The 16,517-nt window shown below is 72.2% G+C and carries 9 protein-coding genes and 1 pseudogene; all 10 read left to right on the top strand.

Features of this window, described 5'->3' with window-relative positions; genetic code table 11:
• Positions 1-116 (top strand): annotated as a pseudogene (locus F790_RS13735) (HNH endonuclease); the annotation flags it as partial.
• Positions 117-188: 72 nt separating this feature from the next.
• A complete protein-coding gene (locus F790_RS14990) occupies positions 189-449 on the top strand; it encodes a ferrochelatase (protein WP_019591059.1) in 261 nt (86 codons plus the stop codon).
• A 48-nt stretch (positions 450-497) separates the two neighbouring features.
• Positions 498-1,256 carry a molybdopterin-binding protein gene (locus F790_RS0105595; protein WP_018869284.1) on the top strand — a complete coding sequence of 253 codons (759 nt, stop codon included), beginning with the start codon at positions 498-500 and terminating at the stop codon, positions 1,254-1,256.
• A gap of 91 nt (positions 1,257-1,347) precedes the next feature.
• Positions 1,348-3,249, top strand: a complete 1,902-nt coding sequence (locus F790_RS0105600) for a diguanylate cyclase (protein ID WP_019591060.1) — start codon at positions 1,348-1,350, stop codon at positions 3,247-3,249.
• 227 nt (positions 3,250-3,476) lie between these two features.
• Positions 3,477-4,166: a 2OG-Fe(II) oxygenase gene (locus F790_RS0105605; RefSeq protein ID WP_019591061.1), complete on the top strand. Its 690-nt coding sequence runs from the start codon at positions 3,477-3,479 to the stop codon at positions 4,164-4,166.
• A 73-nt stretch (positions 4,167-4,239) separates the two neighbouring features.
• Positions 4,240-7,800, top strand: a complete 3,561-nt coding sequence (gene recC / locus F790_RS0105610; RefSeq protein ID WP_019591062.1) for an exodeoxyribonuclease V subunit gamma — start codon at positions 4,240-4,242, stop codon at positions 7,798-7,800.
• Positions 7,797-11,585, top strand: coding sequence for an exodeoxyribonuclease V subunit beta (gene recB / locus F790_RS0105615; protein ID WP_019591063.1), 3,789 nt, complete (start codon positions 7,797-7,799; stop codon positions 11,583-11,585). The genes recC and recB overlap by 4 nt, the downstream gene beginning before the upstream one ends.
• A complete protein-coding gene (gene recD, locus F790_RS0105620; protein ID WP_019591064.1) occupies positions 11,582-13,657 on the top strand; it encodes an exodeoxyribonuclease V subunit alpha in 2,076 nt (691 codons plus the stop codon). The genes recB and recD overlap by 4 nt, the downstream gene beginning before the upstream one ends.
• A 124-nt stretch (positions 13,658-13,781) precedes the next feature.
• A complete protein-coding gene (locus F790_RS0105625) occupies positions 13,782-14,201 on the top strand; it encodes a hypothetical protein (RefSeq protein WP_019591065.1) in 420 nt (139 codons plus the stop codon).
• A 172-nt stretch (positions 14,202-14,373) separates the two neighbouring features.
• The gene (locus tag F790_RS0105630; RefSeq protein ID WP_051081892.1) at positions 14,374-16,509 is read left to right on the top strand and encodes an adenosylcobalamin-dependent ribonucleoside-diphosphate reductase; all 2,136 of its coding nucleotides are present in this window, start codon (positions 14,374-14,376) and stop codon (positions 16,507-16,509) included.
• The last annotated feature ends 8 nt before the right edge of the window (positions 16,510-16,517 follow it).

Raw genomic sequence — 16,517 nt, forward strand, 5'->3', positions numbered from 1 at the left:
AGTACATCTACCTGAAGGGACGCCGGGTGCTGGCGGACCAGATGGAATTCCTGCAGGCCCATTTCCCGCGGACCAGCCCGCTGCGGGGACGTCTCGAGGGCGACGCGCTATCCTGATGCGTTCCGGTCGAACCTTTGACGGTGGCCGGGACTCCCATGCATCGCCGGATCCAGCCATTAAGGAACGTCATGAAGTACTTCGGAGAGTCGGATTACCGCCACGGCCAGGCGCGCGACGCCGGCGTGCTGCTCACCAACCTGGGCACCCCCGATGAACCCACCGCCCCGGCACTGCGGCGCTACCTCAAGCAGTTCCTGTGGGATCCCCGCGTGGTTGAAGTGCCGCGACCGATGCGACATCTGGCGCCGTGGCTCGGGGATCCGGACAATAGCCCCGAGCAGCGGGCGGCGGCCCGCGAACGCGCCCTGGCGCTGGGCGCGGAGAACTGAACGGACCGGTGCCGCCACCGGCATGACAGCAGGGGAGAGCAGGGCGGGATGGAGCCCCACGACGGACGCAACATCGAGATCGGCGCGGTCATCATCGGCGACGAGATCCTCAGCGGGAAGCGGCGCGACCGCCACCAGGCCAACCTCACCGCCGCGCTGGCGGAGAAGGGCCTGGAACTCGCCTGGCTGCGCATCGTCGGGGATGACCCCGCGCGCCTCACGCGGACCTTCCGCGAGACCGCGGACACCGGGGCCGATGTGTTCAGCTTCGGTGGCATCGGCGCGACCCCGGATGACCGCACCCGGGCCTGCCTGGCCGAGGCCCTCGGGCTGTCACTGCAGCCCCATCCCGAATTCATCGAGCTGCTGGAGCGGCGCTTCGGTGCCGAGGCACGTCCGCATCGCGTGCGCATGGCCGACCTGCCGGAAGGGGCCGAGCTGATCCCCAACCCGGTCAATGGGATCCCGGGCTTCTCCTGCGCCCGCCATCACTGCGTGCCGGGCTTCCCCGACATGGCCGAGCCGATGATCCGCTGGGTCCTGGACCAGCGCTTCCCGGGACGCGATGCCTCTGCAGGGGCGGTGGAGGAGGGCCTGACGCTGGAAGGCGTGACCGAGAGTCGCCTGGTCCCGGTGCTGGAGGCCATGGAGGCGGCCTTCCCCGACCTGCGCATCTCCTGCCTGCCGCGCATGCGCGACGGGGCCCCGCAGGTGGAGCTGGGGCTGCGGGGGCCCGCGCCGCGCGTGACCGAGGCTCGCGCTGCCCTGCGGCGCCATCTGGTGGACGGCGGCTTCCTCGAGCACTGAGAACGCCCGTGCGGACCGGTCCGCCGCCGGGAGGGTGCGACGGTCGCGCCAAAATGCGCTAACTTGGACCCCGAAATCGGGGGACCTGCCGATGAAGAACCTTTATCACGTCTGGCTGTCGGGGATCCGCAGCCGTCTCATTCTGCTCACCCTGCTCTCCATGATTCCGGTCGCCCTGGTGATCATCCACTCCGCCGTGGAGGCGCGGGAGATCAATTCCCGTCAGGCGGCCGAGAACCTCGCCACCCTGGCCGCGGTGATCCGGGAGCGGGTGGAAGCGGGACACGAGGACCCGCTGGGGGCCGTGGAGCACCTGACCGCGATGGACCGCGCCGCCGTGCGCACGCCCGTCGCCACGCTCTGGGACCCGGAAGGCCGGGTGCTCGCGCGTGCCCCCGACACCGCCGGGCCGGCCGGAGGCGACTCGGCCGAGGCGGACCTGCTGCGTGAAGTGCGGACGCAGGGCGGTCATGCCGGGACCCTGGAGAGCGCGGGTCTGGATGGCGTGACTCGCGGCTACGCCTACACCGTCTTCGGCAGCGATGATGGGCGCCGGATCGTGACCGTCGGCCTGTCCACCGACGTGCTGTTTTCCGAAGTGGATGCGTTGTTCCAGCGCACACTGCTGCTTCTGGGCGCCGTGTTTCTGTTCGCGCTGGGCATCGCCTGGCTGCTCGGCGAGGTGGCCGTGCGACGTCCGGTGGGGCGGCTGGCCAGCGCCGCGCGGCAGATCTCGGACGGGCGGCTGAACGTGCGGGTGGGGGATATCCACGGGGCCAGCGAGCTGACCACGCTGGCGGGGGCCTTCGACCGCATGGTGGAGAACCTGGAGCAATACGAGCAGGAACAGGAGGCCACCCAGCAGAAGCTCAGCCGGGCCCGGGACGAGCTGGAGGAGAAGGTGCGCGAGCGCACCGACCAGCTGGCCCGCGCCAGTGACGCGGCGACCGAGCGCGCCGCGAGCCTCGAGCGCCAGCGCAAGGAAATGACCATCCTCAACGAGCTGACCGATCTGCTGCAGTCCTGCCGCACCCTCGATGAAACCCGTGCGATCATCCAGCGTTCCCTGGGCGAACTGTTCGCCGGGCTGTCCGGTACGGTCTATCTGTTCAGCGAAGACGGGCGCTCGCTGGAGTGCATCACCGGCTGGGGCGAGTATCACGAGGAACACCCCGACACCTTTGCGCCGGACGACTGCTGGGCCCTGCGGCTCGGCCGGACCTGGGCCTATGATCCGGAGGCCCGCAACCCCGCCTGCCGACATGACGGCAATTCGGAGATCGACTCCATCTGCGCCCCCATGCATGCCGAAGGCAAGACGCTGGGGGTCCTGCACGTGGCGGGCGGGACGCATGGGGCTTCCCCGGGCGAAAGCGCGGGTGAAAACGAACGCCTGGTGGACGCCACCGCGGCGCGTCTGGGGCTGGCGCTGTCCAACATCCGCCTGCGCGAGGCCCTGCGCAACCTGACCATCCGTGATCCGCTGACCGGCCTGTACAACCGGCGTTTCGTCGACGAGACGCTCGAGCCCGAGGTGGAACGCTGCCGGCGGGCCGAACGGCCGCTGTCGGTGCTGATGCTGGACGTCGACCACTTCAAGCAGTTCAACGACACCTACGGCCACGATGCCGGTGACGTGGTGCTGGTGGCGGTCGCCCATCTGCTGCAGAAGCTGTTCACCGGGGCCGAGCTGCCCTGCCGGCTGGGCGGGGAGGAGTTCCTGGTCATTCTGCCGGAGGCGGACGGCGACCGGGCCCGCGATCGCGCCGAGGAACTGCGCGAGGCCATCGCCGAACTCGCCCTGTTCCACCAGGGGCGCAGCCTGGGCACCGTCACCACCTCCGTCGGAGTGGCCACCTGGCCGGAGCCCGTGAGCGAACCCGATGCCCTGATCGACGCCGCGGACGCCGCCCTGTACGAGGCGAAGGACGCCGGGCGCAACCGTGTCATGCTCGTGGGTGATGCGACCGCGGGCGCCGGCGCGGGCGGGTGATTCGCGGCCGGAGGGCGGATGCTTTGCGGGAGGGCGGGAACGGGTTATATTCGAAGTGATGCCCGCCGCGCCCCGGTTGGCGGGCCCGCAAGAGAATCCGCCCGTTCATGAAAGCACGTCCCGCCGATATCGGCACCCCTATCGGCACCCCGGACATCGCGATACCCCCTGCCGCCCTGGTCCCGGCGGTGCACCGATTATCCGGCGCGGTCGCCGGGCCCCGTCCCGTGCCGCCGGACGGCATCCGGGAGGAATCCCTCGCCGCAGCATCGCTGGCGGATGACGGCTGGCTCGACACGCTTGCACGCGACGGGCGGGTGGTGTGCCCCGGGTTTCTCGAGGACCGCCTGACCGATGCCCTGCGCCAGGAGGTGTACGGCCTGCGCAATGCCGCACGCCTGCGCTCCGCGCGGGTGGGGCGGGGTCGCGAGCGCCGGCACGATGCCGCCGAACGCGGTGACCGCATCCGCTGGCTGGAAGGCGCGACACCGGCCCAGCGGGAACTGCTGGAGCGTCTGGAGCTCCTGCGCCGGGTCGCCGCTCGCGGCCTGATCCCGGGGTTGTTCGAGACCGAGGCCCATTTCGCCCTGTACCCGCCCGGCACGGGTTACGCCTGCCACGTGGACGCCTTTCGCGAGGGCAATCGCCGGCGGCTGTCGCTGGTGCTCTATCTCAACCGCCACTGGCGCACCCGTGACGGGGGCGAGCTGGCGTTCTACGCGCCGCAGGGCGGGGCCGACGAAGCCCGCGAACTGGAACGCGTGCGCCCCGAGGCCGGCACCCTCGCGATCTTCCTCAGCCAGAGCATGCCCCACGCCGTCCTCCCCACCCGCCGCTGGCGTGCCAGTATCGCCTGCTGGATGGGGCTGCGCGACATCGCGAACCCGCTGGACAGCCTGGATCGCAGGCTGCCGTAGGCCCCTCGCTGGACACCCCGGCGGGCTTTTGCGACGGTAGCCGGCACGACGACGGACAGCGGCAGGAGCGGGCGTGGAGGCAAGCGAGGAACTGCAGCCAGGGATGGTGGTGCTGCACGGCAACCGTCTGGAGTCGCTGCGCTCGCTGGTGGTCGAGTGGGTGCGGCGGGCGCCGCCGGCGCCGCTGGAGAACGAGACCGTGCTGGTGCAGAGCAACGGCATGGCGCAATGGCTGCGGCACGCGCTGGCGGCCGATCCGGACGCGGACCCGCCCGGCTGCGGGATCGCCGCGGCGCTGGACATGCAGCTCCCCTCGCGCTTCATCTGGTCCGCCTATCGCGCGGTGCTGGGTGCCGAGGCGGTGCCGCTGGAATCCCCGTTCGCCAAGCGCCCGCTGCTGTGGCGGCTGATGCGCCTGCTGCCGGCGCTGCTGCAGCGCCCGGCCTTTGCCCCGCTGGCCGAATTCCTGCGTGACGACGGCCCGGAAGCGGGCGGCGACCTGCGCAAGCGTTACCAGCTGGCCGAGCGTCTGGCCGATCTGTTCGACCAGTATCAGGTATACCGGGCCGACTGGCTGGCGGACTGGGCCGACGGCCGTGACGTGCTGCGCGGGGCGCGCGGCGAGGAGCCCGAACTGGCCCCGGAACAGCGCTGGCAGGCCGAGCTGTGGCGGGCCCTGCTGGACGACGTGGGCGACGAACAGGCGTGGGTCAGCCGCTCCGCGGTGCACGAGCGCTACATGCGGGCGGTGGCGGATCTCGAGCAGCGACCCGCCGGGGTGCCAAGGCGGCTGATCGTGTTCGGCATCTCCTCCATGCCGGGGCAGATCCTGGAGGCGCTGGAGGGGCTGGCGGGCGTGTGTCAGATCCTGGTCTGCGTGCACAACCCCTGCGAGCACTACTGGGCCGACATCGTGGCCGACCGCGACCTGCTGCGCGCCCGCCGCCGGCGCCAGGCGCGGCGCCCGGACATGCCCGAGGTGCTGGACGAGACCACGCTGCACAGCCACGCCAATCCGCTGCTGGCCGCCTGGGGGCGCCAGGGGCGCGACTACATCGCCCTGCTCGACGAGCACGATGACCCGGCGCGCCGCCGCCACGTGCTGGCGGGGCTGGACTGGGAGCGCATCGACTTCTTCGAGCCGCACGGCGAGGCCCGCCTGCTGCACCAGCTGCAGGAGGACATCCGCACGCTGCGCCCGCTCGGCGAGACCCGCGAGACCTGGCCGCCGGTGGACCCGGCGGACGCCTCGGTACGCTTCCATGTCGCGCACAGCCCGCTGCGCGAGGTGGAGATCCTGCATGACCGCCTGCTGGCACTGTTCGACGCCGACCCCAAGCTGCGCCCGCGCGACGTGATCGTGATGGTGCCGGACATCAACGTGTACGCCCCGTACATCGACGCGGTGTTCGGCCAGCGCGGGCCCGACGAGCCCGGGCACATCCCCTATACCCTGGCCGATCAGGGGCCGCGCGGGCGCGACCCGGTGCTGATCGCGCTGGAGCGCCTGCTGGCCCTGCCCGAGAGCCGCATGGGCGTGAGCGAGGTGCTGGACCTGCTGGACGTGCCCGCGGTGCGGCGGCGCTTCGGTCTGGGCGAGGACGATCTGGCGGCCCTGCACCGCTGGGCCGAGGCCTCCGGCGTGCGCTGGGGGCTGGATGCCCGCCAGCGCGCCGGCCTGGGCCTGCCCGGGGGGCTGGAGCAGAACACCTGGCGCTTCGGCCTGCGGCGCATGCTGCTGGGCTACGCGGTGGGCGACGGCGAGGCCTGGCAGGCCATCGAACCGTTTGCCGAGAGCGGCGGACTGGCGGCCACGCTGCTGGGGCCGCTGGACCACCTGATCGAGGCGCTCTCGCAGGCCTGGGAGGCCCTGCGCCGCGCGCAGAGCCCGGAGGACTGGGCCGCCTGTCTGCACGGCCTGCTGCAGGATTTCTTTCTGGGCGAAGACGAGGACGAGCTGCTGAGCCTGCGGCGGCTGGAGGACGCCCTGGAGCAGTGGCGCGAGGACTGTGACGCCGCCGGCCTGACCGAGGCCCTGCCGCTGACCGTGGTGCGCGAGCAGTGGCTGGCGAGCCAGGAGGAGGCCGGGGTGGGGCAGCGCTTCCTCGCCGGGGCGGTGAACTTCGGCACCCTGATGCCGATGCGCGCGATCCCGTTCCGGGCGGTCTGCCTGCTGGGGATGAACGATGGCGACTACCCCCGGCGCCCGACGCCGGTCGACTTCGACCTGATGACCCGCGACTACCGCCCCGGCGACCGTTCGCGGCGCGAGGACGACCGCTACCTGTTCCTCGAGGCCCTGCTGTCCGCCCGCGACCATCTGCATGTCAGCTGGGTGGGGCGCAGCGTACGCGACAACGAACCGCGTCCGCCGTCGGTGCTGGTGGCCCAGCTGCGCGACCATCTGGCGGCCGGCTGGCAGCCCGCGGGCGAGGCGCCCCTGCTGGAGCAGCTGACCATCGAACACCCGCTGCAGCCCTTCGCGCCGGTCAACTTCCCCGCGGAGGATCCGGATCCGGCGTCCGCGCCGGCGCGGCATTTCACCTATGCCGCCGAATGGGAGGCGGTGCACGCCGCCCCGGCGGCGGGCGCTGCGCCAGCGGACGCGCCGACGGAGGACGAAACCCTGCCACCCCCGGCACCGGAGGCGGAGGACGCCGTGCTCGGGCCGGAGACCCTGGTGTGGCTGTTGAAGGACCCGGTCGAGGTGTTCTTCGCCCAGCGTCTGGGCGTGCATTTCGATGAGGACCCGGGCGCGGCCGAGGACCTGGAGCCGTTCGGCGTGGCGGGGCTGGAGGGCTGGCAGCTGCGCCAGCGGCTGGTGGCCACGGCCCTGGAGGACGGCGAGATCGGGGCGGACGAGGACGCGCAGGCCTGGCTGCAGCGGCGTCGCCCGAGCCTGGAGGCGGAATCCCGTCGCCTGCTGCGCGCCGGGCACCTGCCGCTGGGGGCGGCCGGCGAGCTGCAGCGCACGGAACTGATCGGGGACGCCGAGCGACTGCTGGAGCGCATCGCCGAACCCCTGCAGGCCTTCCCGCGGGGGGCCCCGGTGCTGCCGGCGGTGCGCGTGGCGGCGGCCGGCTGGCAGCTGGAGGCCCTGCCGGCCGCGCTGCGGATCCCGCCCGAGGACGCCCCGCAGGAGGCGGCCCTGCAGCTGGAATCCACGGTCAGCCGGCTGAAGGACAGGAAGGCCTGGCGCATCGACAAGCTGGTCGGCGCCTGGGTGCGCCACCTGGTCGCCTGTGCCGCGCGCGCCGATGTCGAGACCCGGCTGGTGGGTCTGGATACCGAGTGCCGCTTCGTGGCCCTCGACCGGGCCACCGCCCGCGCGCATCTGGAGACCCTGCTGGAAGGCTGGGCCGCCGCGCTGGAACGCCCGCTGCCGCTGGCGGCCGCGGCGGCCGGAGCCTGGCTGCGGGCCGAGGATGAAGAGCGGGATGCGCACGCGGCCGCGCTGCGCGTGCTGGAAGGGGACGGCTACCACGAGGCCGGCGAACTGGCCCGGCGCCCGGCGCTGGCGCGCGCCTGGCCGGATCCGCAGGCCTTGCTGGCGGATCCGGCGATGGCGCACTGGAGCACGCGCCTGTATCGCCCACTGTTCGACAGCCTGAGCACCGGGGAGGAGACGGCATGATCCACGCGCCCGGGACGGACACCCGTGAGGACGTGCGCGAGCTGGATCCGCTGGCGTTGCCCCTGCACGGCTCGCGGCTGATCGAGGCCAGCGCCGGTACCGGCAAGACCTACACCATCGCCGCGCTGTACCTGCGTCTGGTGCTGGGACACGGCCCGCTGCCCGAGGGCTGCGGGGCGCTGACGCCGCCGCAGATCCTGGTGATGACCTTCACCGAGGCGGCGACCCAGGAACTGCGCGAGCGCATCCGCGACGGCCTGGCCACCGCCGCGCGGGTGTTCCGCGCCGAAGCCCCGGAGCAGGTTGCCGGCGTCGAACCCGTCCACCTCGATCTGCGCGCCCGGTGGCCGGACCCGGACGAACGCGCGGGCGCGGCGCGGCGCCTGGAGGTGGCCGCCGAGTGGATGGACGAGTCGGCGGTGTCCACGATCCACTCCTGGTGCCAGCGGGTGCTGCGCGAACACGCCTTCGCCTCCGGCAGCCCGTTCCGTCAGGAGCTGGCGGCCGACCAGCGCGAACTGCTGGCCGAGGCGGCGCGGGACTTCTGGCGCAGTTTCATGTATCCGCAGGGCGTCGATGCCCTGCTTTTGCTGCGCGGGGCCTGGGGTGCCAACCCCGAGGCCCTGCTGGGCAAGGTGCGCGCGCTGCTGGGGCGGGTGGAACCGCTGCCGCCGGCCACCGAGGCGCTGACCACCCCGGACGGGCTGAACGCCTGGCTGGGCGATCGCCTGCAGCGGCTGGCCGCGATGAAGCAGCGCTGGAACGAGGACCGCGAGGCCGTGGAGGCGCAGTTCCGCCAGCTGCATCGTGACGTGCTCAACGGGACCAGATACAAGAACCCCGACCAGCTGCTGGAGGCGATGCGCGAATGGGCGGACACCCCGGGGCTGCTGCAGCCGCGCATCGGCGGCAGCACTCCGCTGCTGGAGCGGATGAGCGCGGCCGGCATGGCGCAGGAGGGGTTTTGCAAGAAGGGCCAGTCCCTGCCGGCCGACCTGCATCCGGCGTTCATCGCGCTGAACGACCACGCCGAGGTCTGTGCCGACGAGAGCGAGCGCCTGCTCAAGGCCGCGGCGGCCGCGATCGACCGGCGCTTTCGCCGTGCCCAGCAGCAGCGCGCGCAGATCGGCTTCAGCGACCTGCTCACCCGCCTGCGCGACGCCCTGTACGGTCCCGACGGCGAGGCCCTGGCGCGTACCCTGCGCGAGCGCTTCCCGGTGGCCCTGATCGACGAGTTCCAGGACACCGATCCGGACCAGTACCGGATCTTCGACAAGGTGTACCGCATCGAGGAGAACCCGGACGCCACCGGGCTGCTGCTGATCGGGGACCCCAAGCAGGCGATCTACCGCTTCCGCGGGGCCGACATCCACAGCTACCTGCGTGCCCGCCACGCCACCGCCGGGCGGCATTACACCTTGCCGAAGAATTTCCGCTCGGTGGAATCCCTGGTGGCCGGCGTGAACCATCTGTTCGCTCGTGCCGAGGCCTGGCCCGACGGCGCGTTCGGCTTCGGGGGCGGGGAACTCCCGTTCCATCCGGTCACCGCCCGCGGCCGCTCCGAGAGCCTGACGGAACATGGCACCGCGCTGCCCGCGCTGACCCTGTGGCAGGCCGGCGGCGACGAGCCGGTGGGCATCCGCGACTGGCGGGCGAGTGCCGCGGCGGCCTGCGCCAGCCGCATGGTGGAGCTGCTGAACGGCGGCGAGGACGGTCACACCGGCTTCGTCGAGGGCGGGGACGCGGGCGAGGCCCGCTTCCGCCGCCTGCGCCCGCGCGACATGGCCGTGCTGGTGCGCGATCGCAAGGAGGCCGCCGAGATCGAACGCGCGCTGCGCGAGCGGGGCGTGCGCAGCGTGTACCTCTCGGGCGGGGACTCGGTCTACACCACCGCCGAGGCCGGGGACCTGCTGCGCTGGCTGCGCGCCTCTGCCGAGCCCACCAGCGAGCGGCTGCTGCGTGCGGCCCTGGCGACGCCGACCCTGGGACTGCCGCTGGCGGAGCTGCACCGGCTGACCGTGGACGAGCTGCGCTGGGAGGCGCGGGTGGAACAGTTCCGCGCCTATCGCCGGCTGTGGCAGGCGCGTGGGGTGCTGCCGATGCTGCGCGCCTTGCTGCACGATTTCGACGTGCCGCGTGCCCTGCTCGCGGACGAGGGCGGCGAGCGCGCGCTGACCAACCTGCTGCACCTGAGCGAGCTGCTGCAGGAGGCGGATGCCGAGCTGGACGGCGAGCAGGCACTGATCCGCCACCTGGCCGAGCATCGCGATGCGGATTTCGCGCCCGGTGACGAGCAGGTCCTGCGCCTGGAGAGCGACGAGGACCTGGTCAAGGTGGTCACCCTGCACAAGTCCAAGGGCCTGGAGTACCCGCTGGTTTTCCTGCCGTTCGTCTGCGGTTTCCGTGAGGTGACGAGCAAGGACGTACCGTTCCTGGACCGCTCGCCAGGCGCGGCCCCGCAGTGGCGGTTTCACATGGACGACGCGGCGAAGGAACGCCAGCAGCGCGAGCAGCGCGCCGAAGATCTGCGTCTGCTGTACGTGGGCATGACCCGCGCCCGCCACGCCTGCTGGATGGCGATCGCGCCCGTGCGCCACGGCAACCGCAAGGACTCCGATCTGCACCGCACGGCCGTCGGCTACCTGCTGTTCGGCCCGGAGGGCGTGGAGCCGCCGGCACTGGCCACGCGCATGGAGGAACTGCGCGACGAGGAAGGCCATGTGCGGGTGGAGCCGCTGCCGCCGCCGGCGGCCGAACGGTGCCGCGCGGGCGAGGCCGCGCCGGTCACCGGGCCCGCGCGGGTCCCGCGACGCCGGGTGCGCGAGCCCTGGTGGGTGGCCAGTTACAGCGCCATCGCACGGCGCGAGGAGCCGGGGGCGGACGACAGTGCCGCGCCCGCCGATGCCGGCCCCGATGCGCCGGATACCGCCGAGGAGGACATCCTGCGCGAGGATGCCGGTGGGCGTCATATCGACGCGGACAGCGATGGTGAGTCCGGGGCGGTGACCACGGCCCCGGCCGGCGGGCACCACGATTTCCCGCACGGCCCGGAGCCCGGCACCTTCCTGCACGGGCTGCTGGAGTGGGCCGGCGAACAGGGCTTTGCGCGGGTGGCCGGCGATCGCGCGCGTCTGCATGCCGAGGTCGTGCGGCGCTGTGGTGCCCGCGGCTGGGACGACTGGGTGCCGGTGCTGGAGGGCTGGATGCACGACCTGCTGGCGGCCGAGTTTCCGCTGGACGGTGCCGCGGGGTTCTCGCTGGCGGGGCTGGACAGCTATCAGGCCGAGCTCGAGTTCCTGTTCGAGACCCGCTGGCTGCACAGCGACACCCTGGATGCGGCGGTGCGCCGTGATGTCCTGCCCGGGGAGTCGCGCCCGCCGGCCGGGCGCAAGTGGATCAACGGGATGCTCAAGGGCTTCGTCGATCTGGTGTTCCGGCACGGGGAGCGTTATTACGTGGCCGATTACAAGTCCAACCGCCTGGGTGCCGGGCCGGAGGCCTACACCACGGCGCAGCTGAACGCGGCGGTGCTGGATCACCGCTACGACCTGCAGCTGGTGCTCTACACCCTGGCGCTGCACCGCCTGCTGAAGGCCCGCCTGCCCGGCTACGACTTCGACACGCACATGGGCGGCGGGGTCTATCTGTTCCTGCGCGGGGTGGATGCGCCGGGGCGGGGCGTGTTCCATCAGCGCCCGCCGCGCGAGCTGATCGAGTGGCTGGACCGGGCCTTCGCCCGGGGCCCGGATCGCCCGGCGGTGCGCTCCACGGAGGCCGGGGCATGACTGCGGCCATCGCGGCGCGGCCGGATGCCGCCGGCGTGCTCGCGCGCCTGGCCGAATGGGAACAGGCCGGCTGGCTGCGCGGCGTGGACCGCGCGCTGGTGCGCCTGCTGCACGAGGAACTCCCGGAGCTGGAGCCGCTGGCCCTGCTGCTGGCAGCGCTGGCCAGCCATCAGGCCGGGCGCGGGCATGTGTGTCTCGACCTGGATGCGCTGCTGGAGGCCCCCGACCGTACCCTGGCGCTGCCGCCCGAGGGCGAGGCGGCCACCGCGGTGCTGCCCTCCGAGGCCCTGCGCGGAACCACCCGGGCGGAACTGGAACAGGCGCTGGCGGACGCGCGGCTGTGCGCCGACGACGCGCCGGGCGCCAGCCCGCTGGTGCGTGCCCGGGGCCAGCTCTATCTGCGCCGCTACTGGGAGGCCGAGCGCCGGGTGGGCGAGGCGGTGCGCGCGCGGCTGGAGGACGCCCCCGGCTGGCGCGAGGCCCTGGACCCCGCCCGCACCCGGCAATGGCTGGACCGGCTGTTTCCCGCCGCGCCACCGGGGGGCGGTCCGGACTGGCAGCGCATCGCCTGTGCCCTGGCCGCCGGCAGCGGCTTCGGCGTGATCACCGGCGGTCCCGGCACCGGCAAGACCACCACCGTGCTGCGCCTGCTGGCGCTGCTGCAGGGCCTGCAGGGCGACGGCGAGGCTTTGCGCATCCGTCTGGCCGCGCCCACCGGCAAGGCCGCCGCGCGGCTCAATGCCTCGGTGGGCGGGGCGCTGGACCGCCTGAACCTCGAGGCCCTGCCCGACGGCGAGCGCCTGCGCAGCCGCATCCCCGCCGGGGTGGTGACCCTGCACAGGCTGCTGGGGGCGCGACCGGGGGCGCGCGGTTTTCGCCACGACGCGGCGAACCCGCTGCCGGTGGACGTGCTGGTGGTGGACGAGGCGTCGATGATCGATCTGGAACTGATGGCCGCGCTGGTGGAGGCGGTGCCGCGCCACGCGCGCCTGATCCTGCTGGGTGATCGCGACCAGCTGGCCTCGGTGGAGGCCGGCGCGGTGATGGGTGAACTCTGTGCCCGCGCATCCGACGGCCATTACACCCCGGAGACCGTGGCCTGGCTGAGGGCACATGCCGGTGCGGAGATCCCGGCCGCGCTGCAGGACGGCGCCGGCCAGGCACTGGACCAGCACGTGGTGATGCTGCGCCACAGCCATCGTTTCGATGCCGACAGCGGCATCGGCCAACTGGCCACCGCGGTCAACGAGGGCCGGGCCGGGGAGGTGCGCCTGCCCACGCCCGATGGCGCGGTGGATCGGCTGACCCTGGAGGCCGGCGACGGGCGTGGCTGGCTGGCGCGGGTGCTGGACGGTGACCCGCAGCGCGAGGCCGCCGGCTATCGCCATTACCTCGAGGCCCTCGCGCGGCTGCGGCCGGCCGGCGGGGCCGCGCGCGGTGCATGGGAGGACTGGGCGCGCGAGGTGCTGCAGGCGCACGGGCATTTCCAGCTGCTGTGCGCGGTGCGTCGCGGCCCCCGGGGACTGGAGCAGCTGAACCGTCGCATCGCGGCGGCCCTGCGGGAGCGGGGCCTGCTGGCGGGCGAGGGCACATGGGTGGAGGGGCGGCCGGTGATCGTGACCCGCAACGACTACGCCCTGGGCCTGATCAACGGCGACATCGGCATCGCGCTGGCCGTGCCGCGCTGGCTGGCCGCGGGCGAGGATGAGCCGCAGGACGACGAAGCCTCTTCCGGGCCGGAGTCGCGGGTGCTGCGGGTCGCCTTCCTCGCCACCGACGGTCGGGTGCGCTGGATCCCGCCCAACCGCCTGGAGGGCGTGGAGTCCGCCTTCGCCCTGACCGTGCACAAGGCGCAGGGCTCCGAGTTCGACCACGTGGCCCTGATCCTGCCGGACACCGACAGCCCGATCCTGACCCGCGAGCTGGTCTACACCGCCATCACCCGCGCCAGCCGCCGTTTCACCCTGCTGGAACCCCGCCCCGGCCGCCTCGAAACCGCCGCCGGCCGCCGCATCCGCCGCGGCGGCGGCCTGCACCGCTGGCTCGAGGCGTCGGGCATCCCCGCCGGGTGAAGCTGTCCGCACATCGCCCGGGCATCGGGGTGGATAACCCCTCGGCGGGCGCGGCCGCCGTGGAAATCTCCCGGGGTGTCTCGTACCCTCCGGGCTCGTTCGCCCATCCCGATCCGGAGACACCGTGGCCGATATCCTGAATCCCTACGCCGACGATCAGCCCGAGTCGAAATACATCGTCCTGCGCGCCCGCAGTGGCCAGGAGGTCTCCGCCAACTTCACCCTGCAGGACCGGCGGGGGCGCCAGAGCGCGGCGGAGTACCTGTTCCACCTCTACTCCACCATCAAGGAGAAGGTGGGCGAGCCGACCCTGGACACCGCCGCGCCATCGCCGGACGACCAGGACGCCATGCAGCGGCTGATCCTTTACTCGGCGGGTGCCCACGACACCATGTTCGGCACCTTCAATGCCTCCACCGAGATGCCGGAGGAAGAACGAAACGAGTTCGTGGAGATCTTCCTGCTGGCCTGCGCCACGGTCATCGAGGGCAAGCGGATCACCATCGACCTCCAGCGGGGCGTGATCAGCGCGCAGGGGGACTGAACGCAGCGGCCGGGACGGTTCCGGGCCGCTTGCACAAGGACGAACCTGCCACTGTTGCATTCCAGGAGCTCCAGCAGCCACCGGCGGCGGCCATGTTGCGGCGCCGGACACGGGCGCCCATGATGGAACACGGGGGGCGCCCCCCGCAGTGGATGCATGGTGGCAGGTCAGCATGGGCAAGGGCCGACAATCGCAAGGCAGTGTCCGGTTCCCGGGAGACACGTCGCCCGACGTGCCGCTGCAGCCCTCGTCGGCTTCGATCTGGGCCGAGCGTTACCAGCTGCACAATGCGGATGACGAGCCGGTGGACGCCTCGGTGGAGGCGATGTTCGACCGCGTGGCCCGTGCCCTGGCCGGGGTGGAGGCGCCGGAGAAACGCGCCGAGGTCGAGCGCGAGTTCCGCTGGGCGCTGGCGCATGGTGCCGTGCCGGCCGGGCGCATCCTCGCCAATGCCGGCGCTGAAGATCGCCAGTCGCGCACCACGCTGATCAACTGCACCGTCTCGCGCACGATCCACGACTCCCTGCAGGCCATCCTCGATGCCAATACTGCCGCCGGCCTGACACTGAAGGCAGGAGCGGGCATCGGTTATGACTTCAGTACCCTGCGGCCGAAGGGGGCGCCGGTGGCCGGGCTGGGGGCTCCGACCAACGGGCCGGTGGCGTTCATGCAGATCTTCGACCAGACCTGCAAGACCATCGGGGCGGCCGGCGGGCGCCGCGGGGCGCAGATGGCGACGCTGGACATCGGACACCCGGACATCGAGCGCTTCATCCTGGCCAAGCGCCGCAAGGGACGGCTGACCCAGTTCAATCTCTCGGTGCTGGTGCGCGACGCCTTCCTCGAGGCGGTCGAGCGCGACGACGAATGGATCCTGGGCTTCCCGCTGCTGCCCGTGGAGCAGGGCCGGGTGGCCGCATCCGACATCGTCTATCGCGACTGGCCGGTGATCGAGGATGATTACCGTATCGACGAACGGGGTCGGGTCGCCTGCCGCATCTACCGCCGCGTGCGCGCCCGCGAGCTGTGGCAGACCCTGATGCGCAGCACCTACGACGTCGGCGAGCCCGGCGTCATCCTGATCGATCAGGTGAACCGCCAGAACAACGCCTGGTTCGACGAGGTGATCCGCGCGACCAACCCCTGCGGCGAGGAGCCGCTGCCGCCGGACGGGGCCTGTCTGCTGGGGTCGGTGAACCTGACGCGGTTCGTCTCCGCGCCGTTTACCGACTCCGCCGCGTTCGACTGGGAACGCTTCGAGCGCGTGGTGGGCGTGTTCACGCGCATGCTCGACAACGTCGCGGATATCTCCGGGCTGCCGCTCGAGGCGCAGCGCGCGGAGATGCTGCGCAAGCGACGCCACGGCATGGGCATCCTCGGGCTCGGTTCGGCCCTGGCGATGCTGGGCGAGACCTACGGTTCCGAGTCGGCCGCCGCCTTCACCTCGGAAGTCTGTCGACGGCTCGCGCTTGAGAGCTGGCGCGCCGGGCTGGCGCTGGCGCGGGAGAAGGGGCCGGCGCCGGTCATGGACGAGGATTTCACGCTGACCGCGGACATGCTCCGGCGTCAGCCGGCGCTGTCCGAGGCCGGCTACCGCGTCGGGGACGTGCTGAAGGGACGCGAACTGCACGCCCGCTTCAGCGAATACATGCAGCGCATCGCCGGGGAGGATCCGGAGCTGGTCGACGCGCTGGCGGCGGAGGGCGCGCGCTTTACCCACGCCACCTCGATCGCACCCACCGGGACCATCAGCTTCTCGGTGGCCAACAACGCCAGCAACGGGATCGAGCCGACCTTCCTCCATCACACCACGCGCAACATCCGCCGCCCCGGACGGCGTACCCGCGAGGCCGTCGACTGCTACTCGTACGAGCTGCTTGCCTATCGCGCCCTGGTTGATGCCGAGGCGGGGCCGGGGGATCTCCCCGCCAGCGCCATCACCGCCGACCGGATCGGTGTGGACGCCAACATCCGTATGCAGGCGGCCGCGCAGCCGTGGGTGGATTCGGCCATCTCCAGGACGCTCAATGTCCCGAGCGATATCCCGTTCGAGGCGTTCCAGGAAGTCTACCTGCAGGCCTGGCGTGCGGGGCTCAAGGGGTGCACCACCTACCGGCCCAATCCGCAGGCGCAGATGGGCGTGCTGATGGACCCCGAGCGCCTGCGCAGCACCTGGTATACCTTTACGCTCGCAGACGGGCAGGAGGTGACCCTGCGGGGCGACGAAGAGGTGGAATACCAAGGCCAGGTCCACACCGCCGCCAACCTTTATGCCGCGCTGGACGAGGGCTACTACGACGACCTGTAACGGCGTTG

The sequence above is a fragment of the Thioalkalivibrio sp. ALE20 genome (genome assembly GCF_000381405.1).
GTDB lineage: Bacteria > Pseudomonadota > Gammaproteobacteria > Ectothiorhodospirales > Ectothiorhodospiraceae > Thioalkalivibrio.